Origin of the sequence: Mycolicibacter sp. MU0083 (assembly GCF_963378075.1) — a bacterium.
Classification (GTDB): domain Bacteria; phylum Actinomycetota; class Actinomycetes; order Mycobacteriales; family Mycobacteriaceae; genus Mycobacterium; species Mycobacterium kokjensenii.
Genome location: NZ_OY726394.1, coordinates 2851889 through 2871826, shown reverse-complemented (window position 1 = coordinate 2871826; position 19938 = coordinate 2851889). Strand labels below are relative to the sequence as shown.

At 67.4% G+C, this 19938-nt stretch carries 21 protein-coding genes and 1 tRNA gene; 7 read left to right on the top strand and 15 right to left on the bottom strand.

All coding sequences use genetic code 11. The annotated features are described in order from the left end of the window. Window position 1 precedes the first annotated feature (1 nt). From RCP38_RS13440 to RCP38_RS13430, 3 genes are read right to left on the bottom strand one after another with little or no spacing between them, the layout of a single operon-like run. Window positions 2-862, bottom strand: a complete 861-nt coding sequence (locus RCP38_RS13440; protein ID WP_373692361.1) for an ABC transporter permease — start codon at window positions 860-862, stop codon at window positions 2-4. 2 nt (window positions 863-864) lie between these two features. Beyond that, a complete protein-coding gene (locus RCP38_RS13435) occupies window positions 865-1752 on the bottom strand; it encodes an MlaE family ABC transporter permease (protein ID WP_308473435.1) in 888 nt (295 codons plus the stop codon). Window positions 1753-1756: 4 nt separating this feature from the next. Continuing rightward, window positions 1757-1990, bottom strand: coding sequence for a hypothetical protein (locus RCP38_RS13430; protein ID WP_373692360.1), 234 nt, complete (start codon window positions 1988-1990; stop codon window positions 1757-1759). A gap of 430 nt (window positions 1991-2420) precedes the next feature. On the opposite strand from RCP38_RS13430, the gene RCP38_RS13425 reads away from it, so the two are divergent. Further along, window positions 2421-2494: transfer RNA gene (locus RCP38_RS13425), tRNA-Met, on the top strand. A gap of 61 nt (window positions 2495-2555) precedes the next feature. Here RCP38_RS13425 and RCP38_RS13420 read toward each other — a convergent pair. The 6 genes from RCP38_RS13420 to RCP38_RS13395 all read right to left on the bottom strand — a co-directional run bounded on the left by RCP38_RS13420 (window position 2556) and on the right by RCP38_RS13395 (window position 8055). After that, the gene (locus tag RCP38_RS13420) at window positions 2556-3293 is read right to left on the bottom strand and encodes a hypothetical protein (protein WP_308473434.1); all 738 of its coding nucleotides are present in this window, start codon (window positions 3291-3293) and stop codon (window positions 2556-2558) included. 13 nt (window positions 3294-3306) lie between these two features. Further along, window positions 3307-4710 carry a TIGR00366 family protein gene (locus RCP38_RS13415; protein ID WP_308473433.1) on the bottom strand — a complete coding sequence of 468 codons (1404 nt, stop codon included), beginning with the start codon at window positions 4708-4710 and terminating at the stop codon, window positions 3307-3309. Window positions 4711-4827: 117 nt separating this feature from the next. Beyond that, the gene (locus RCP38_RS13410; RefSeq protein WP_308473432.1) at window positions 4828-5151 is read right to left on the bottom strand and encodes an XRE family transcriptional regulator; all 324 of its coding nucleotides are present in this window, start codon (window positions 5149-5151) and stop codon (window positions 4828-4830) included. 1 nt (window position 5152) lies between these two features. Next, entirely contained in the window at window positions 5153-5494 is a 342-nt protein-coding gene (locus tag RCP38_RS13405; RefSeq protein WP_308473431.1) for a type II toxin-antitoxin system RelE/ParE family toxin, read from the bottom strand. Between the two features lie 147 nt (window positions 5495-5641). Continuing rightward, on the bottom strand, window positions 5642-6238 hold the full coding sequence (locus RCP38_RS13400) for a TetR/AcrR family transcriptional regulator (protein WP_308473430.1): 597 nt from the start codon (window positions 6236-6238) through the stop codon (window positions 5642-5644). Further along, a complete protein-coding gene (locus RCP38_RS13395; RefSeq protein WP_308473429.1) occupies window positions 6235-8055 on the bottom strand; it encodes a flavin-containing monooxygenase in 1821 nt (606 codons plus the stop codon). Before RCP38_RS13395 ends, RCP38_RS13400 begins: the two co-directional genes overlap by 4 nt. A 179-nt stretch (window positions 8056-8234) precedes the next feature. Between RCP38_RS13395 and RCP38_RS13390 the strand changes: the two genes are divergently transcribed. Further along, window positions 8235-8993, top strand: coding sequence for a DUF1295 domain-containing protein (locus tag RCP38_RS13390; RefSeq protein WP_308477278.1), 759 nt, complete (start codon window positions 8235-8237; stop codon window positions 8991-8993). Here the strand turns inward: RCP38_RS13390 and RCP38_RS13385 are convergent. Both RCP38_RS13385 and RCP38_RS13380 read right to left on the bottom strand, forming a co-directional pair. Beyond that, window positions 8990-9814 (bottom strand): nuclear transport factor 2 family protein, encoded by an 825-nt coding sequence (locus RCP38_RS13385; RefSeq protein ID WP_308473428.1) that lies wholly within the window; start codon window positions 9812-9814, stop codon window positions 8990-8992. The two genes, RCP38_RS13390 and RCP38_RS13385, sit on opposite strands and share 4 nt — an antisense overlap. Before the next feature lie 9 nt (window positions 9815-9823). Further along, entirely contained in the window at window positions 9824-10798 is a 975-nt protein-coding gene (locus RCP38_RS13380) for an NADPH:quinone oxidoreductase family protein (RefSeq protein WP_308473427.1), read from the bottom strand. Window positions 10799-10897: 99 nt separating this feature from the next. Here RCP38_RS13380 and RCP38_RS13375 point away from each other — a divergent pair, with 99 nt between their 5' ends. After that, complete coding sequence (locus tag RCP38_RS13375; protein WP_308473426.1) at window positions 10898-11857, top strand: alpha/beta fold hydrolase; 960 nt, start codon at window positions 10898-10900, stop codon at window positions 11855-11857. 17 nt (window positions 11858-11874) lie between these two features. Continuing rightward, the gene (locus RCP38_RS13370; protein ID WP_308473425.1) at window positions 11875-12876 is read left to right on the top strand and encodes a TIGR03617 family F420-dependent LLM class oxidoreductase; all 1002 of its coding nucleotides are present in this window, start codon (window positions 11875-11877) and stop codon (window positions 12874-12876) included. Here the strand turns inward: RCP38_RS13370 and RCP38_RS13365 are convergent. Together RCP38_RS13365 and RCP38_RS13360 are read right to left on the bottom strand one after the other, a co-directional pair. Beyond that, window positions 12873-13988 (bottom strand): Rv3169 family protein, encoded by a 1116-nt coding sequence (locus RCP38_RS13365; protein ID WP_308473424.1) that lies wholly within the window; start codon window positions 13986-13988, stop codon window positions 12873-12875. The two genes, RCP38_RS13370 and RCP38_RS13365, sit on opposite strands and share 4 nt — an antisense overlap. After that, the gene (locus tag RCP38_RS13360; RefSeq protein ID WP_308473423.1) at window positions 13988-15127 is read right to left on the bottom strand and encodes a phosphotransferase family protein; all 1140 of its coding nucleotides are present in this window, start codon (window positions 15125-15127) and stop codon (window positions 13988-13990) included. Before RCP38_RS13360 ends, RCP38_RS13365 begins: the two co-directional genes overlap by 1 nt. Window positions 15128-15172: 45 nt before the next feature. On the opposite strand from RCP38_RS13360, the gene RCP38_RS13355 reads away from it, so the two are divergent. The 3 genes from RCP38_RS13355 to RCP38_RS13345 are packed head-to-tail and all read left to right on the top strand — an operon-like array spanning window position 15173 to window position 17479. Continuing rightward, a complete protein-coding gene (locus tag RCP38_RS13355) occupies window positions 15173-15775 on the top strand; it encodes a TetR/AcrR family transcriptional regulator (protein ID WP_308473422.1) in 603 nt (200 codons plus the stop codon). A gap of 10 nt (window positions 15776-15785) precedes the next feature. After that, window positions 15786-16484 (top strand): PIG-L deacetylase family protein, encoded by a 699-nt coding sequence (locus tag RCP38_RS13350; protein ID WP_373692359.1) that lies wholly within the window; start codon window positions 15786-15788, stop codon window positions 16482-16484. Next, complete coding sequence (locus RCP38_RS13345) at window positions 16481-17479, top strand: Gfo/Idh/MocA family protein (protein WP_308473420.1); 999 nt, start codon at window positions 16481-16483, stop codon at window positions 17477-17479. Before RCP38_RS13350 ends, RCP38_RS13345 begins: the two co-directional genes overlap by 4 nt. Before the next feature lie 29 nt (window positions 17480-17508). On the opposite strand, the gene RCP38_RS13340 is transcribed toward RCP38_RS13345, so the two are convergent. Beyond that, entirely contained in the window at window positions 17509-18312 is an 804-nt protein-coding gene (locus RCP38_RS13340) for an enoyl-CoA hydratase/isomerase family protein (RefSeq protein WP_308473419.1), read from the bottom strand. 20 nt (window positions 18313-18332) lie between these two features. Next, window positions 18333-19937, bottom strand: coding sequence for an NADH-quinone oxidoreductase subunit NuoN (gene nuoN / locus RCP38_RS13335; RefSeq protein ID WP_308473418.1), 1605 nt, complete (start codon window positions 19935-19937; stop codon window positions 18333-18335). Between the last annotated feature and the right edge of the window lies 1 nt (window position 19938).

Genomic DNA, 19938 nt, shown 5'->3' with positions numbered 1-19938 from the left:
ATCAGCCCCCGAACCTGGCGCCGGACTCGACGCCCCACAGCGCCATGGTCATGAACATGTTCACCACCACCACCGCGGTGACACTGGTGCGCATCGCGCGTCCGGCCGCCACCCCGACACCGGCTGGGCCGCCGGAGGCGACGAATCCGTAGTAGCTCTGGATGGTCGAGGACACGAACACGAAGACGGTCGCCTTGAACGTCGCGTACAGCACGTCGCGGCCGTTGACGAACAGTGAGAAGTAGTGCAGGTAGGAGCCGTTGGACTGCCCGGAGATCAAGATGACCGAGAACTGGCAGGACAGGTAGGCGACGCCGAGTGCCACCAGAAACAGTGGGACGACGGCGATCACCGAGGCGACCGCGCGGGTGGTGACCAGGAACGGGATGGGGTTGATCGCCATCGCCTCGAGCGAGTCGATCTCCTCGTTGATGCGCATCGCGCCGAGTTGGGCGGTGAAGCGGCAGCCCGCCTGGGCGATGAACGCCATTCCGACCATGATCGGCGCGAGTTCGCGGGTGGTGGCGAACGAGGAGATCAGGCCGGTAGCCGGGCCCAGACCGAGCAGGTCCAGCACGTTGTAGCCCTCCACGGCGACCAGCGCCCCGGCGATCGCCCCGAGTGCCAGCGCGACGGCGATGGTGCCGCCGCCCACCACGATCGAGCCGTTACCCCAGGCGATGTCGGAGAGCAGTCGCAGCATCTCGCGCCGGTAGTGGCGCAGCATGGTCGGTATCGAGGCCAGGGTGCGCCCGAAGAAGTGCACCAGGTGGCCGGCGCGGGCCACGGCCAGAAAGACGGCGTTGACCGCACCGGTGATCAGCCGGAGCCCGGGAATCTCAAAAGTGCTGGGAATGACCATGGCTACAGCGCCTGCCGGGGGAACAGGATCACATACAGCTGGCTCATCAACACGTTGACGAACATCAGCAGCAGGATGGACTCGACCACCGCGGCGTTCACCGAGTTGGCGACCCCGGCCGGTCCGCCGTGACTGGCCAGGCCCTTCTGGCAGCTCACGATCGCGACGATCATCCCGAAGACCACGGATTTGGCGAACGCCAACCACATGTCGCCGACATCGGAGAACGACGAGAAGGTCGCGATGAACGAGCCCGCGGTGCCGTTCTGCAGGAACACGTTGAAGATGTAGCCGGCCACGTAGCCGACGAAGAACGTGATCCCGGTGAGCAGTACGCCGACGGTCATCAGCGCGGCCAGGCGGGGGACCACCAGGCGGCGGATCGGCGAGACCCCCATGACCTCCATGGCCTGGATCTCTTCGCGCATGGTTCGCGATCCCAGGTCGGCGCAGACCGCGGAGCCGACGGCGACCGCCAGCAGCATCGCCGCCACCAGGGGAGCGGCCTGCCGGATGATCACCAGGCCGGTGGCCGCGCCGGCCAGCGATGAGGCGCCGACCTGCCCGGCCAGCACGCTGAACTGGATCGACAGCGTCACACCGACGGGGATGGTGACGAAAACCGTTGGCAGGAAAGCCGCACCGGCGACGAACGCGGTCTGGTCGATGAACTCGCCGACCATGAACCGGCCGCGGAACAGGTCGACGAACAGGTACTGGATGGCCCGCACCCCGAGCACCACCTGGCTGCCGCCGGTGCCCAGGGACTGGATCGGGTGGTTTCTCAGGTACTGCACCAGCCAGTCGACCACCGCCCGCAGGCCCGGACGGGTCACCAGTTGTTCGTCTGCGCGCTGAATCAGCCGACGCGCGGTATCCGATGCGGCCATCGGGTCACTGCATGCAGACGTTGGAGACCAGCAGGACCGGCCACGACACGATCGAGCCGAGGAAGGACACCACCAGGTCCAGGCCGGCCATGTCGTGCAGGTGCGCGGTGTGCGTCAACGACCAGATCAACCCGATGATCAGGTAGGGCGTACCGACGATCAGGCCCAGCCCGATCAGCTCTCCGACGCTCATCCGGTAGCTCAGTACACGGCCAATGCCGTCGACGATTCCAGGCATCCGCAGGCTCTCCCGACTCTGTGGACCCGCCGCGGGGCGGGGATGTGATGCAGGACTCAATTGGAGTTGTGTCAGCAGCATGACACGGCGCGTTCGGGCTCGCAAGCAAAAAGTTAATTTTGGATTCCCAGATTTTTTGGGATGTGCGGCCCGTGGGGTGTGCGGCCGAAGCGGGACGGAAGGCCCGGGACGGTGGCCGCGATAGCGGGTAAAGCGCTACAGGCTGGTGCTATAACGGTGTTCTTCGGCGCGTGCGTCCGGCGGCGGTCCGCGTCGGCGGGGCTGCGGGAGGGTGGCCGCGAACGGGATTTTGTTAATTTTGATTACCCGCCCGAGCGCATCTTCCGGGCGCTGGTGGCGGCACGCGGTCGGTGCCGGCAACAGGCGATTTGGCGCCTTGGCCCCCGTTGGGTAACCTCGTATCTACCGACGCGGGGTGGAGCAGCTCGGTAGCTCGCTGGGCTCATAACCCAGAGGTCGCAGGTTCGAATCCTGTCCCCGCTACTAAAGGAACGGCCCCCGGACTTCGGTCCGGGGGCCGTTTTCGATTCGGTCAGACGGGCGACTACTCCGTCAGCTTCTCCCGCATCCCATCTTTCAGCACATCGGCCAGGGCATCCCAGTCCACCAGCACCGGGTAGTAGTCCCCGAGCACGTGGGCGACCGACAGGTAGATCACCAGGCCGTCGGCGGTGGGCAGCCAGTCGGTCAACTGATCGGTGACCGGTTGCGGTGTCCGCTGACCGGCCAGCAGGTCATGGCCGGCGATCGCGTCCCCGATGCCTGCGACCACCGCCCGCAGTCCCGCGGCCGGGTCGGTGAACAGATCGGTCAACGCGATCGGCGCGGCGGTGACGGCGTCGATGACCAACGTGGAGACCGTGTTATAGGGATGCGCCGCACGGTCGACGTAGATGTTGAGCAGCAGCACCCCGGCGACCGCGCCGGTGCCGACGTGGGAGACCTGGCTGCGGCCGCTCTCGCCCAGGATTCCGGGTGCGACCGTCACCGGGGCGTCGTAGGCGGCGGGCTGCAGGTGCTGATCGAGGGCGGCACGCATCGCGGCGTTGAACGTCTCGCGCACCGCGGCGTCGCCGTCGCGCAGCTGCGGCAGTTCCGCGCTGTAGGTGACGGATCCGTCGGTGCCGTCGACGGTTTCGACGAACCCGATCGGTGCCGCCGACGGCGCGGCGGTCGTGGCCGTCGGCTCCGGCCCGTCGGCGTCACAGGCCGTCCCCAGTGCCGCGACGGCTGCGGCCAATACCGCCGACGCCAGCACGCGTGCCGCCGAATTCCTACTCACCGCACGAACCTCCTCAGATCATCAGCGGCGCGACCAACGTCATCGCACCGAGCACCGCGAATCCGATGATGAACGCCACCACGGTAAACCCCATCACCTGACGCACATGCAGCTTTGCGATCGCCAGCAGCGGCAGCAGCCAGAACGGCTGGATCATGTTCGCCACGCCTTCGCCGACGGCCACCGCCATCGAGATCAGCCCGAGATAGGCCGGCGACTGCTGACCGATCGCCAATGCCGAATCCACCGCGATCGGGCCCTGCACCGCCCAGTGCCCACCGCCCGAGGGCACGAACAGGCTGATGATCACCGAACCGACGAACGTCAGGAACGGCAGCGTGTACTGCGTCGCCCCGCTCACCAGCATCTGGGCCAACACCGTCTGCAGCGGCCGGGAGCCTTCGGCACCCTGATAGGCCAGCAGGCCCACCAGCCCGCCGTAGAGCGGGTACTGCAGCAGCAGCGGGCCGGAGACCTTCGCTGCACCGGTGAATGCGCGGATGAACCGAATCGGGGTGCGGTGCAACAGCGCGCTGGTGACGGTGAACAGCATGATCATCGAGGCGATGTTCAACGCGAACCCGCTCATCACGAAATAGGCGATGCCCGCGGCGAACACCAGCACGTTGAGAATCCACTGGTTCTCCAGCCATTCGGCGAACGTCGCGGCGCGCTGCGCGTCGGCAGGCGCGTCGGCGGCGTCGTCGTCGAACACCGCGGGATCCGGCGCCAGCCCCTCCGGCGGGGCCATCCGCCACACCGTGATCCCCAGCACGGCCAGCACCGCGATCACCGACAGCCAGCTGTAGGGCTGGAAGATGGTCTGCCGCAACGGCACCGTGAACCCGGCGACCTTGTGGATCACGTTGATCGGACTACCCGGATCGGTGTTGGCCAGCGCGATCGACGACGAGAGCCCTTGCGTCCAGACGATGAAACCCATGAACGCCGCGGCGATCAGATAGCCGAAATGCGAATCCGGGAAGCGCTTGGCGACCTGGCGGGCGACCAGCGCGCCGGCCACCAGGCCCAGGCCCCAGTTCAGCAGCGACAGCACCGCACTGACCGCAAAGCACAGCAGTGCACCCTGCACCTGGTTGCGCGGCACGGCCGCGACGCGCACGATGGCCCGTTTGAGCACCGGCGCCTCGGCCAGCGTGTAGCCGGTCACCAGGATCAGCACCATCTGGAACGCGAAGGTGAAGATGTTCTGCGAACCCCACACCCCGCCGTACCAGGCGGTCAGCATGCCCTCGGCCGATGCGCCCCGCACCGATACCGCGACCAGGCCGGCGACGATCACGGTCAGGATCACCGCGAACAGATACGGGTCGGGCATCAGCCGTTCGACATAGCGGACGCTGAGCGTGGTCAGCGACTGCAGGGCGCCGCGACGCGTTGTCTGCTGCTCGGTCACCGGGCTAACCCCTCGTCGTCAGAACCGCTCATCTCGTCCGGAGTGTCACCCTAGATGCCGTGGCCGATCACTCCGGGCAGGTACCGGGGTGCCGTGTGAATGGTTACGCCGTCGGGCTCAGGTGGTCAGTTCCACGGCATCGTCCCCGAATGCCGCGACAATCGTCAGTTGGCCGCCCAGTGCCGCCACGTAAGACTGCAGGGTGCCCAGTTCGGTCCGTGACAGATCACCTCGTTCCAGCTTGGATACCCGTGCCTGTGACACGCCCATCAGGGCGGCGACGTCAGCCTGGCGTGCATGTCCGAGTGCTTTGCGGATGTCGGCGAGGCGCTGTGCTTGAACCGCGTCGCGCATCTCCTTCTGTGTCGCCGCGGCACGTTCGGGATCGAGTCGGCCTTGCGCGATGGCATCGGCGCGAACATCGCGCCAGCTTCGTGCCATCCTATTCACCTCCTGCTAACCAGTTCTCGTATCGTCGTTCGGCGATCGGAATATTCTTGTCGTACCAGTGTTTCCAGTTGCCGCTCTTATCTCCACCCAGCAGGAGGATGGCCTGTCTACCGGGGTCGAAGACGAACAAGATACGTACGGTGGTCCCGGCGGGTCGGAGATCCTTCATATTGTGAAACTTCGATCCGGCGATTTCTTCCACGGCGGGCCGCCCGAGGGTTGGTCCTGCTTGGGCGAGCAGATCAATCGCACCGGCAACAGCCGCGGTGGTATTCGTGTCCAGTGCCAGATACCAGGATTCGACCTCCTTGAGAAGGAGAACCTCCCAATGCATGAGTATAACTCCTAGGTTATATGCAGGCTACCCGTCATCTGCACACTTCATGCTGTCGCAACGGTCCGACAACCGCCGATCGCCAAGGCCTCGGCACCGCTCCCGTGACGGCCGATTCCCGGGGCGGTGCGGGGCACCTGTTGGGGTTCAGCGCATCGTGGCGTGCAGCGCGTCGGTCATCGCCTCGATCGCGGCCTCGCGGTCCAGCGGCCAGCCGTCGACCAGCCACAGATGCATGAAGGAATCCACCATGGTGTACATCATCGCGATCGCCAGCCGCAGTTGGTCTTCGGACGCGCCGGGCATGGCATCGGCCTCGACCCACTCGGCGACATTGGCCTCCATGGTGGCCCGGTGTGCGGCGGCGAACTCCGGATCGGCCGCCCGCGCCTGATGCAGCGCAGTGTAGAGCTGCGGTGCGGAGGTGTAGAAGTCGACCACCTTCTCGAAGAACGCCCGGATCGACGGTCGCCCCGCCTTGCCGCCGCGCGGGGCATCCTGCTGGGACCAGACGGTCATCCGGGTATTGCGCAACTCGCGCAGCACCGCGGCCTTGGAGTCGAAATGCAGATAGAACGTCGCCCGCCCGATCCCGGCCCGGCGCACGATGTCATCGATGGTCACCGCGACGTAGCCGCGTTCGGCGAACGCCTCTAAGGCGGCGGCCATGATGTGCTCGCGGGTCATGATCCGATGCCGGTCGCGCATGGTCAATCGCGGTGCGGCATCGGTCATCTCGGTCATTTCAGGATCACGCCCTCCAGTTCGCCACTGGCCCGCCACCTGGCCAGCATGTCGAAGAACTCGACGGGCTTGCCGCCGAAGTTCGTCGAGAGCATGCCGTGCGGATTCTCCTTGTCGCCCTCGGAACTGAGGTAGCTGGGCGTGCATTCGGCGTAGAAGGCCTTGGGCTTCTCCGAGGCCGCGTCCATCGCGGCCAGCCACCCGTCCTCGGCGGCCTTGGTGGCCTCGATGGTGCGCGCGCCGCGGCGCACGAAGGTATCGACCAGATAGGCGAAATGCCGCGCCCGCTCCTCGGCGGTGTGGGTGTAGTTGGGGGAGACCCCCGACTGGGTGTAGCCGAGGAAGAAGCAATTCGGGAAGCCGTGCGTCTGCAGACCGTGCAGGGTCCGCATGCCCTTGGCCCACTTGTCGCTCAGCCGCACCCCGTCACGCCCGACGATCTCGAAGCCCAGCCGGCGGGTGAACTCGGTACCCACTTCGAAACCGGTCGCGAACACCAGGGCGTCGAGTTCGTATTCGACGTCGTCGACCACGACCGCGGTCTCGGTGAACCGCTGCACCCCGCGCCCGTCGGTGTCCACCAGCGTGACGTTGTCCCGGTTGAAGGTGTCCAGGTACTGGTCGTGATAACCGGGGCGTTTGCAGTTCAGCCGGTACCACGGCTTGAGCGCTTCGGCGGTCCGGCGGTCGCGCACAGTCTCGTCGATTCGGGCCCGCAGGCGCTCCATCGCGTCGTAGTCGGCGCGGAACAGGAAATCGGCGATCTCCTGCGGCGTCATCTCGCGGCCCAGACGCTGGGTCTCCCGGAAAATCGCGGGCTCACTGAGCGCGAGTGCCTTCTGCGTCCAGCCGTCGTCGGTGAGATCGAGGTCCATCTCCACCCCGCAGGTGACGCGGGTGAAGTTCTCCATCCGCTCACGCTGCCAACCCGGCTTCAGGGAGGCCGCCCACTGCGGGTCGGTGGGCCGGTTGCCGCGCTCGGAGACGGTGCTCGGGGTGCGCTGGAAGACGTAGAGCTGCTGCGCCCACTCGCCGAGGTGCGGAATGCACTGCAGGCCCGTCGATCCGGTGCCGATGACGCCGACGCGTTTGTCGCGCAGTTCGGTCAGGCCCCCGGATTCATCGCCCCCGGTGTAGCCGAAATCCCACCGGCTGGTGTGGAAGGTGTGGCCGCGGAACTCGTTGATACCGGGGATGCCCGGCAGCTTGGGACGGGTCAGCGACCCGGGGGAGACGGCCACCAGCGTGGCGGTGAACGCATCGCCGCGATCGGTGCTGATCAGCCAGTGCTCGGCCGCGGAGTCCCAGCGCAGGTCGGTGACCGTGGTGCCCAGCAAGGCGTTGTCGTAGAGGCGGTAATGCTTGGCGACGTTCTGCAGGTGTTCGCGGATCTCCGGGCCGTGCGCGTAGCGCTCGGTGGGCACGTAATCCAGCTCTTCGAGCAGCGGCAGGTAGATGTAGGACTCGACGTCGCACTGCACCCCGGGGTAACGGTTCCAGTACCAGGTCCCACCGAAGTCGCCGGCGGTGTCGATCATCCGGATGTCGTCGATACCGGCTTCCTGCAGACGTGCAGCGGCGATCAGGCTGCCCAGGCCGGCACCGATGATCGCCACCCGGACGTGGTCGTGCACCGGTTCGCGTTCGATGCGCTCACTCCACGGATCGTCGGCGTAGTGCGAGAAATCGGCGGTGACCTCGATGAATTGGTTCACCGCGTCGGGGCGTATGCGCTTGTCGCGCTCGAGCGCGTACTTCGCCCGCACCCACTCGGGGTCGAACTCCGCCGGCTTGGGACCCAGATCGGTGACTGGCATCGGGGGCGTACTCCTCGCAATAACTCACTGGACGGTATGTCTAGTGAACAGACTAGGCGATATTTTGCCAGATGAAATGTCTGATCGGGGCGTCCTCGCCGACGTCGTCGCCGGGCGCTATGCCCGATCCAGCGGCGCCGATGTGCTACTACTGCCTTGCGACTCCGAAGAAAGGCGCCCTGATGGCCGGTCTGTATCACGCCGCGATCGTCTTCCTGATCGTGTTGACGATCGTCACCTTCGCCGGCAGCTTCTGGTTCACCAATCCCTATGGCCGCTTCGCCAACCCGGACGAGCGCTTCACGCTGCCCGGAAAGATCAGCTGGCTGATGTTCGAATGCCCGCAGTGGTGGGCCTTCACCGTGACCTTCTGGCTGGTGGCGCACCGACACGGGGCGCCGGCGGTGGTGCTGTACATCCTGTGGCAGTGCCACTACCTGTACCGGGGGCTGATCTATCCGCTCAGCCGCAAAGGCGACGGCAAACGTTTCCCGATCTCCGGTATCGCCTTCGGCTTCGTCTTCAACGCCGTCAACGGGTTCGCCAACGGTTACGCGGTCGCGCTGGCATCACATCTGCAAGACGAGCACTGGTTCGTCGACCCGCGCTTCATCCTGGGGCTCGCGGTCGCGGTGGCGGGCTGGGTGATCAATTTCCAGGCCGACCGAATCCTGATCGGCCTGCGCGCCGACGGCAGCAGCGGCTACCGCATCCCCTACGGCGGGGCGTTTCGCTGGGTGTCGTCGGGCAACTATTTCGGTGAGCTCATCTTGTGGACGGGCTGGGCGATCATGGCCTGGACGCTGCCCGGCCTGATCTTCGTGTTCTTCTCCATCGCCAATCTCGGACCGCGGGCGGTGGCGACCCACAAGTGGTACCGCCAGCAGTTCCCGGACTACCCGCCCGAGCGCAAAGCGATCATCCCGGGGATTCTCTAACCGAGGTAGAGGCGGACCGCGGAAATCGTCCCCGGACGGGTGGCGCCCCCGGAGAACTCGAACAACGCCACCCCGCGTCGGCCGTTCAGATGCGCCGTCGCCGTCACGGTGGGTCCGGCGGCCAGCAGCTTCTCCACTTCCAGATGCTGTGCCGCGGAGACGAACTCGGCAATCGATGTCTCCGAGACGCCGTCCAGGCTAAGCGTGGCACCCGGAGCCAGCAGTGCCGAGACACCGGCGGAATCGCCATCCGCCAGGGCGCCGACGAAGTCGGCCACGCGCCGCTTTCCGCGCTTGTGCACCCCGGAAAGGCCGCGCAGGAAGCCGGCGCCGCCGGCGAATCCCTGATGGCGAACCAGTTGCGGCCCCAGGATCAACGACGCCAGCAGGCCGCGGCCGCCGGCGGTCAGCAGCTGCATGATCATGTACGGCAGCTCCCAGTGCGCGAACAGCCGCTGGATCTTCGGCGGGCCGTCCGCTCCCGCGGCCACCAGGTCGTAGCGCAGGTGCATCGGGATTTCCATGGTGACGCCGGTCGACATCGTGGTGTAGACCGTCAGGTCGCGGAACACCGACATGCCCGCGACCACATCGTGTTGGACGTCGAACTTGATGGTGTTGGGCGCGATGAAGGTGTCGAAGAACCGCTCGATGGCGCCGGTGCCCACATGCGGCGTCGAGCCGACGGGGTCGTTCACCTGACCGTCGGCGGCGAAGATCCCGACCCAGGCCGCCTTGTCGTGGACGGCGACGGCTTTCGGTGACTGCTCGACGGCGGCGAGGAGCGCGGCCGCATCATACGGTGACGCGTGTTCAGGCATCTGGATTCCTCAATCCCGCATCCGCAGCACGACCTTGCCGGCCGCGGTGCGATTCTCCAGCGCCGCCAGCGCCTCGGCGGCCTGATCCAGTGCGAAGACATCCGGCTGGGGTGCGGCCACCTTGCCGGAGGCCAACAGCTCCTCGAGCACCTCCCACTGGCGTTCCAGCTCACCCGGATGCGACATCACCCAGGCGCCCCAACCGACCCCGACCACGTCGATGTTGTTGAGCAGCAGGCGGTTCACCTTCACCGTCGGGATGTCCCCGCCGGTGAAACCCACCACCAGCAGTCGCCCGCCGGGTGCCAACGAGCGCAACGAGTCGGTGACCCGGTCACCGCCGACCGGATCGAGCACCAGATCCACACCGCGGCCGCCGGTCAACTCCGCCACCGCGCCGCGGAACCCGTCGGCCAGCACCACGTCGGTGGCGCCGGCCGCCCGGGCGACCTCGGCCTTGGCCTCGCTGGAGACCACCGCGATCACCTTCGCCGCCCCCAGCGCGCCGGCCAACCGCAGGGTCGAGGTCCCGATCCCACCGGCGGCGCCGTGCACCAGCACCGTGCCGCCCTCGCTCAAGTGGCCGCGAGTGGTCAGCGCGAACAGCACGGTCAGGTCGTTGAACAGCAGTCCCGCGCCGGCCTCGAACGACACCGTGTCGGGCAGCTTGAACACCTGGCCCGGCGGCACCGCGATCACCTGCGCCATGCCGCCGTTGAGCATCGTCAGGACCGCCACCCGGTCACCGGCACGCACATGCGCGCCGTCGGGGGCGCTGCGCACCACACCGGCGGCCTCCCCGCCCGGCACGAACGGCGGTTCCGGCTTGTGCTGGTAGAGCCCGCGGGACTGCAGCACGTCGGGGAACGCGACACCTGCGGCGTGGACGTCGATGACGACCAGGCCGTCGCCGGCCGGTTCGTCGATATCGACCACCCGGGCGGCCGTCGGTCCGTCGAGTTGGGAGATCTGTACCGCGCGCATGGGCGAATCCTCCGTCAGTAGTGCTTTCTCAGAAACCTAGTCCACCCCGGCGTATGCTCGCGATGCGGCAGCGTTGCCGCATTTTTCGATGAGGTGGCGATGAGCGCTCTGAGTTCACCGGTGGCGTTACCGCCGGCCCGCAACATGGCGGTCCGGGCGGCGGACGGGACCAAGCTGCACACCCAGGTCTTCGGGCCGGCCGACGGTTACCCGATCGTGCTGGCGCACGGCATCACCTGCGCCATCCGCGTCTGGGCGCACCAGATCGCGGACCTGAGCACCGACCACCGGGTGATCGTCTACGACCACCGCGGCCACGGCCGCAGCGGCGTGCCGAAACGGGGCGGGTACAGCCTGACCCACCTGGCCGCCGACCTCGACGCGGTGCTGGAAGCCACCCTGGCGCCGGGGGAGCGCGCCGTCATCGCCGGACACTCCATGGGCGGCATCGCCATCGGTGCCTGGTCGGACCGCTACCGACACCGGGTACGACAGCGCGCCGATGCGGTCGCGATGATCAACACCACCAGCGGCAATCTGCTGGCCGAGGTCGAACTGTTCCAGGTGCCGCCGCCGCTGCGGCGGGCCCGGGTACAGGCGGCTCGTCGCGGGCTGCTGGCGTTCGGCAGTGTGCCGATCGTCGGTCCGGCGAACCTGGCGGTCCGGCAGTTCGTGCACATGCTGGCCGTCGGCGGCGAAGCCGACCCGTCGGTCACCGCGTTGGTCTGCGACCTGTTCGCCAAGACCCCGGCATCCAGCCGCGGGCACTGGGTGCGTGCGCTCATCGACGCGCTCGGACCGGCGTCCTACATCGACCTGAGCGGACTGGATGTGCCCACCCTGGTGATCGGCAGCACCCGCGACCGGTTGCTGCCGTTGAAGGCCTCGCAGCGAATCGCCGATATGGCACCGAATCTCACCCGCTTCATCGAGCTCAGCGGGGGACACTGCTCCATCCTCGAACATCCCGCCGCGGTGAACCGGGAGCTTCGCGACCTGGTGCAGCAGTCCGCGGGGTCGGCAGGCGGCCTGGCCGTCGGCTCCGAGCTCGGTTCGTAGGGGCGCGTGGAATCGCCGTGAAGGTATGGACCGCCCTCAGTGGGCTGACCGGTGTCGTCGATCAGGCCCGCGCCCTGCGTGATGCGGGCGTCAACGGGGTCTTCACCTTCGAAGGCCCGCACGACGTGTTCGCACCGTTGACGCTGGCCGCCGGAGTGGGCGGCCTCGATCTGATGACCAATGTGGCGATCGCGTTCCCGCGCAATCCGATCCACCTCGCGCACCAGGCCAACGACCACCAGTTGCTCAGCGGCGGTCGTTTCATCCTGGGACTGGGAACCCAGATCCGCACCCAGATCGAGAAACGATTCGGTGCCGACTTCGATCATCCGGTGGACCGGATGGTCGAGTTGGTCGCGGCGTTGCGCGCGATCTTCGAGTCCTGGAACACCGGTGCCCGCTTGGATTTTCGCGGCGACTACTACCGGCACACCCTGATGACTCCGACGTTCAGTCCGGGGCCGAACCCGTACGGCCCGCCACCGATCTATGTCGGCGCGCTGGGGCCGCGGCTGACCCGGGCGGCCGCCGAGCACGCCGACGGGCTGTTGGTGATGCCGTTCTCCAGCAAGCGGTTCCTGCACCAGAACACCATGGCGTCGGTGCGGGCCGGGCTGGCGAAAGCCGGCCGCGACGCGGCGGACTTCACCGTGCTGCCCGAGATCATCGTGGCCACCGGGGCCACCGATGCCGAACGGGAGGCCGCCGAAGCCGCCACCCGGATGCTGCTCGGCTTCTACGCCTCGACGCCGGCCTATGCACCGGTGCTGGCCGCGCACGGCTGGCAGGACCTGCAGCCCGAACTCAACGCGCTGTCCAAGCAGGGCCAGTGGGCGAAGATGGGTGCGCGGATCACCGACGAGATCCTGCACACCATCGCCGCGTGCGGCACACCGGCGCAGGTCGCCGCCCACATCCGCGACCGCGTCGAGGGCATCTCCGACACCGTCTGCGTCTACCAGGCGGCGCCGCTCGCACCGACGGTGGTCGGTGCGATCGTCGGTGAGCTCGCCGGCTAGGGCGCCATCGTGACCCAGTCGGGGAAACCCGACGGGTCGTGCCGGCCCAACACCCCGTGCTCGTAGAGCCCCCAGCCCTCCACGGGTGCGGCGTCGCCCTCCCGGCACACCGCCCGACCGACGTTGTCGATCATCCCGAAACTGGTGCGGCCCACGACGGCCGGATCGGTCATGTCGTAGGTCAGCCGCTCGGTGAACTTCTCGCCCTTCCACTCACCGTGCGTCCAGTCGACGTCGCCGCCGTAGCCGCCGCCGACGTGAATGGGCACCGGCAGTTTGGATTCCACCTCGAAAACCACCGGGGTCCCGTCCGGCCTGGTCGCCTCGATGGTGGCGCCGGTGGCGACCCGGGTGCCGGGACGGTACCGGGTCGATACCCGCGGCCACCCCAACTGTTCGACACGGCCGTCACGCCAGATCCGGGTGCAGTCGTTGAGGGAGCGGAACCCGTCGGGTTCCTCCTGGATGATCATCACCACCGCGAACTCGTCGAACGCCATCGGCACATACAGCCACCACATGCCGTCGAACGGCGGATCGGCGGGCCGGCCCGCCGGTTCGCGCTCACCGACCGGACGGATCCCCCAGGACCGGTCCCGCGAGCCGATCCAGACCTCGGGGTCGACGGCGATCTCCTCGCCGTCGATCACGATCTGCCCGCTCCAGGAACCCAACTGGGCGAAGCGCTGCGCGTCCAGGTTCACCCGGGTGCCCATCCGCAGCACGTGCCGCTGCTCCTGCACCACATCGAACAACCCCTGCCACCGCAGATCCAGGGCGATGCCGTCGGTCTCCTCCAGCACGATGCGCAGCGAACGCAGCGGATCGGTTACCTCCACGCGGTAGCCGCCGACGTGCTGGTTGAGCCGGTCTTGGTCGATGGCGTCGGACAGATGCACCGCGGTCTGGGTGTCGCCGCGGCGGATCAGCACGAAGGCGTCCTTGACCCCGAGGTTGGGGTAGTAGCCGCAGCCGGTGATCAAGAAGATGTCACCGGTGCGGTCGTGGGCGTTCAGATAGCACCGGTCGTAGAAGTTGCGATCCGAGGAACCCGGCCAGGCGATCGGCTGCGGTAGTTGGTGAACCGGGTATTCGTCCATGGGGCCCAACATCAGTTCTGCTCTCCGATCAGTCTCTTCAGCAATCCGGCGTGGTAGAACAACGATTCGGGGTTCTCCGGCTTCTCCATCTCCCCGAAATGCACCCGGCGTGTCCCGGTGCGCATGAACACGATCGCCCACATCACGCCCGCGTAGGCGTAGAACCAACGCAGATCACCGAGTTCGACACCGGTGAGCCGCTGGTAGGTGGCGCGCACGTCCTCTTCGCGCAGCACCTGCGGCAGGCCCGGCAGTCCGGCCAGACCGGACAGCTCCTCGAACACCATGTGCGCGAAGATCACCCACGACACGTCCAACTCACGCGGGCCCAGCGCCACCATCTCCCAGTCCAGCACGGCGACCGGGCGGAAATCGCGGTAGAGGACATTGCCCACCCGCGAGTCGCCCCAGACCAGCACGGTTTCGCCGGCCGCCACGTCGGCAGGCCAGTTCGCCTCCAGCCACGCCCAGGCGCGGTCCAGCAGCGGCGAGCGGCCCATGTCGGGAACCGCGAACTCGTACCACTCCCGGATCCGGTTGAAGTGGCGCCGCAGCGCGGTGTCCCCGTCGTAGCCCTCGTCGAGGAAGCCGAACGTCGCGTCGGCATCGGGGATCGCGTGCAGTTTGGCCAACACCTCGATGGTGGCGTCCTGCAGCGACCGCTGCTGCTCGGCGGTCGCGTCGGAGAACCAGTTGCCGCCGAACGTGTAGGGCATGACGTCGGGGGGGACCTCGCCGTCGACACGGTCCATCAAGAAGAACGGCCGGCCCAGCACCTCGCCGGTGTCGTCGATCCAACGGACCGCGGGCACCGGCACATCGGTGAGTTCGCCGACCCGGCGCATCACGTCGAACTGGTGGTCCAGTCGGTAGTTCGGGAACACCGGTACGTCGTCGGCGCTCGGCGCGACCCGCATCACCCAACGCTGCTCGACCGGGGCTTGATCTGCGGTCCACCGCCCGGTGAGCATGATCGTCTCCGACGACATGCCGTTGGTGTCCACACCGCTTTCCACGGTGATCTCCGGCGCGGTCCCGCCGGGCAACTGCGTGGCAAGCCAGCGAGACACTACCGTGGGCAGTGTGGTGACATCGCGGCTGGAACGTTGTAGCCGTCCGACGTCGGTTTCCACAGTCGGTTGATCGCCCACGGGGTAGTCCTCCGTCAAGATAATTACGATACGACAGGTAGCGGTATGAAATCAGAACCTACACCGGTTGACAAGGGCGTGGGTGCCGGACGGCCCCGTGACCCTCGGATCGACGCTGCCATACTGCGGGCCGCCGCGGAGCTGGTCGTCGAAGTCGGTTATACGAATCTGAGCCTGGCCGCGGTCGCGGAGCGGGCCGGGACCACCAAGACCGCGTTGTACCGCCGGTGGCCGAGCAAGGCCGAACTGGTGCACGAGGCCGTGCTGTCGGTACCGCCGAGCGCGGTCACCTCGGCACCGGGCGACGTCGCCGGGGACCTGCTGGCGATGACGGCCGGTGCGCGGGACGCCTTCACCAACCGGGTGGTGCGCTCGGCACTGCCCGGCCTGATCGCCGACATGGCGACCAACGCCGAGCTGACCGCCCGCGCCCTGGAAAGGTTCGACGGGCTGTTCGAGGTGCTGCGCCGCTGGGTGGCGGACTCGGCGGACCGCGGTGCGGTACGCCCGGGGATCGACCCGGACCGGTTGGCCGAATTGATCGGCGGTGCAGCCCTGTTGGCCATGATGCTGCGACCCGACGACGATCTGGGCGGTGACTGGGTGGAACGGACCGCCGACATCATCACCCGCGGCGTCATCGCCTAGAGCGATGTCCATGCCTCCCGAATCCACCGAACCGCTGCCCTTCCCGGCCGATTGGTCATCGGCGCTGGTGCTGGTACCCCATCCCGACGATCCCGAATACGGGATAGCCGCCGCAGCGGCGAAATGGACCGCATCGGGCAAGACGGTCCGCTACGCGCTGGCCTGCCGAGGCGAGGCGGGTATCGCCGGGATGGCCCCCGAGCAGGCGGGACCGATCCGCGAAGCCGAGCAACGGCGGGCAGCGGCCGCCGTGGGGATCGACCCGGTCACCGGAGTGGATTTCTGGGACTTCCCGGACGGCGAGATCCGCAACACGGCGGAGTTGCGCGCCAAGATCGCATCGGTGATCACCGAGGCCCGCCCCGATGTCGTGGTGGCGGTCTACGGTGCGACCGAATTCGCGCCGGGTATGCCCAACCACCGCGACCACATCGAGTTCGCCGCCGCGGTCAACGACGCCTGGGACGGACTGCACGACAAGCCGCGGTGGCTTTTCCAGGGCGGGCCGGCGCCCACCCATGTGGAGACCGTGGACGGCCACCTCGACGCCGCGGTGGCCTCCCTGGCCGCCCACGAGGTCTACCTGTCGGTGCTCGACCCCGCCACACCGGTGGGCGAGCAGGCCCGCAGGGTGGTGGAGATGACGACGTCCTCCCATGCCGGCTGCCGGGTGGCCGGATTCATTCTGCAAAGGAGTACCGACCGATGAGTGGACCCATGCCGGCGTTGCGGATCGGTGTGCTCGGAGCGGCCCGCATCACCCCCCATGCGCTCATCAAACCGGCACGCGACAACCCCGAAGTGGTGGTGAGCGCGGTGGCGGCCCGCGACATCGGTCGTGCGCGTGCGTTCGCCGCCAAGCACGGCATCGACGGTGTGCACGGCGATTACGCGGCATTGATCGCCGACCCGCAAATCGACGCGATCTACAATCCGTTACCGAACCACTTGCACGGCAAGTGGACTCGCGCCGCGCTGGACGCCGGGAAACACGTGTTGTGCGAGAAGCCGTTCACCGCCAACGCCGACGAAGCCCGCGAGATGGCCGCGGTGTCCGCGGCCGGCGACCGGGTGGTGATGGAGGCATTCCACTACCGCTACCACCCGATGACCCTCCGCATCGAAGAGATCATCGCGTCGGGGGAATTGGGCCGGCTGCGGCACATCGACGCCGCGCTGAGCTTTCCGGTGCCGCGATTCTCCGATATCCGCTACCAGTACGCGCTGGCCGGTGGGGCGCTGATGGACGCCGGCTGCTACACGGTGCACATGGCCCGCACCTTCGGCGGAGCCACCCCGGAAGTCGTTGCCGCGCAGCCGACCCTACGTAGCGAAAACATCGACCGGGCGATGACCGCGCAACTGCGGTTTCCCGCCGGGCACACCGCCACGATCCGCTGCTCGCTGTGGTCGTCGAAACTGCTGCAGGTCAGCGTCCGAGTGGTCGGGGAAGACGGCGAACTGCGGGCGTTCAATCCGTTGATGCCGCAGTACTTCCACCGGTTGCGGGTTCGCTCGGCACGGGGCAGGCGCGTCGAGCGGTTCAGCCACCGGGCCTCCTATGCCTATCAGCTCGACGCCTTCGCCGACGCGGTGTTGCGGGGCGCGCCGGTGCGAACCACCCCGCAGGACGCGATCGAGAACATGAGCGTCATCGACGCGATCTATACCGCCGCCGGCCTGCCGTTGCGCCACCCGGGCTGAACGCAGCCCGGGGTGCGCCGGTTACGCGATTAGAGCGCGTCCCAGATCGGGCTGCGCTTCTCCCGGTGCGCGAGCGCGGCCTCGGTCGGGTTGTTGGTGAAACCACTGAGCACCTGGGTGCGGTTCTCGATCTCCTTGGCATGGCGCAGGCTGGGCGCATCCAGGGCGGCGTTGAGCCCGATCTTGGTCTGCCAGACCCCGTAGGCGTTGTTCTGCGCGATCGAGCGGGCCAGGTCGGTCGCGGCTGCCATCAGGTCATCCGGCGCGACGACCTGGTGCACCAGGTGAATCCGATAGGCCTCCTCGGCGTCGATGATGCGCCCGGTGAGCATGAGTTCGCGGGCCACCCCGGCGCCGACGATCTTGGGCAGCAGATAACTGGTGCCCATGTCCATCGAGGAGAACCCGGCTTTGATGAACACCGACCCGAACCGGGCGGTCTCCGAACCGACGCGGATGTCGCAATGCAGCGCAAACGCCAGCCCACCGCCGACGGCGACGCCGTTGACCGCGGCGATCACCGGTATCGGTAGCTCGTAGAGCCGGGTCAATTGGTCGGCGAGCCGAACCTGATGGTCGTAGGTGACTTTGAAGGCCGGGCTGTCGTTCGGCGGTGTCCACGGCTGCCCGGTGCCGCTGAGGTCGGCTCCGGCACAGAATCCCCGTCCCGCACCGGTGAGAATCGCCACCCGGTACGCGCCGCTGCCGAGTTCATCGAGAGCGGCGTCCATCCCGTCGAGCAGCGCCCCGTCGATGGCGTTCAGCCGTTCCGGCCGATTCAACGTGATGCAACCGATCCGGTCGCCGATCTCTGTGAGCGTCACTGCGGTCATGCAGGTACCTTAGCGACGCCTCAGAGTGCGAATTGTGTTGCGGTGTTCACCAGGTCGAGCAGTGGCTGCGGCAGCACGCCCAGTAGTAGCGTGACCGCCGCGCACAACGCGATCGCCGCCTTGCTCCACACGCTCGGCAGCACCAGCTGTGGTGGGTCGTCGGGGGAATCGGTGAAGAACATCAGCACGATGACCCGGACGTAGAAGTAGGCGGCGACCCCGCTGACGATCACGCCGACCACCACCAGGGGAGCGGCACCGCCTTGCGCCGCCGCCTGGAACACCGCGAACTTGCTGATGAATCCACTGGTCAGCGGGATCCCGGCGAATGCCAGCAAGAACATCGAAAACAGCAGACCCACAATGGGATAACGCCGACCCAAGCCGGCCCAGCGGGCCATGTCGAGTTCCTCTTCACCGCTGGAACGCCGGATCAGGTTCACCACCGCGAAGGCACCCACCGTGGAGAAGCTGTAGGAGACCAGGTAGAACAGTGTCCCCGACACGCCCGCCGGAATGCCGGCGAGCACACCGGTCAACACGAAACCGGCGTGGGCGATCGAGGAGTACGCCAGCATCCGCTTGATGTCGGTCTGGGTGATCGCGGCGATGGTGGCGATCACCATGGTCAGCACCGCGATCAGCCACAGCAGCGGACGCCACTGGTCGTGCAGTGCGGGAAGCGCCACATAGAGGATCCGCAGCATCGCCCCGAATGCGGCGACCTTGGTGCCGGCGGCCATGAATCCGGTGATCGGAGTGGGTGCGCCGACGTAGACGTCGGGAACCCAGGAATGAAACGGCACCGCACCGACTTTGAAGAACAGACCCACCAGCAGCAGGCCGGCGCCGATCAGCGCCAGCGGGTCGCTGCTGTGGGTGAGCAACTGTTCGCCGATCTCCGGCAGTGCCAGAGTTCCGGTTGCGCCGTAGAGCAATGCGGCGCCGAACAGGAACAGTGCCGAGGAGAACGCGCCCAGCAGGAAGTACTTCAGCGCGGCCTCCTGCGACAGCAGACGCCGGTAACGGGCCAGCCCGCACAACAGGTACAGCGGCAGGGACAGCACTTCCAAAGCCACGAACATGGTGACCAGGTCGTTGGCGGCCGGGAACATCATCATTCCACCGACGGCCAGCACGACCAGCGGGAACACCTCGGTCTGGGTGACCCCGGAGCGGGTGGCGTCGTGTTCGGCGGCACTGTCGGGCACCGCCGAGGCCTGCGGAGTGAACGCGTCCAGGCCCGCGCGGCGGGCGTCGACGGCGGGTGCGGCAGCGGCACCGGGGCCCTCGGGCGGTCCCGCGCCGATGTTGCGCTCGGCGATGAACAGCACGGCCATGATTCCGACCAGCACGATGGTGCCCTGCAGCACCAGCGTCGGCCGATCCACCGCGACCGCGCCCAGCACCGCGATCCGACCAGCGGCCGGCGTTTCACGGCCCACCGCCACCACGGCGGCGAAGGTGGCCATCAGGCCGCCGACGGCCAGCAGCACCTGCATCACATAACGGGCCCGGCGGGAGACGAACGCCTCGAACAGCACCCCGGTGACCGCGGTGCCGAAAACGATCAGCAGCGGCAGTATCAGGCTGTATTCGACGGACGGGATTGGCATGCCCGACATG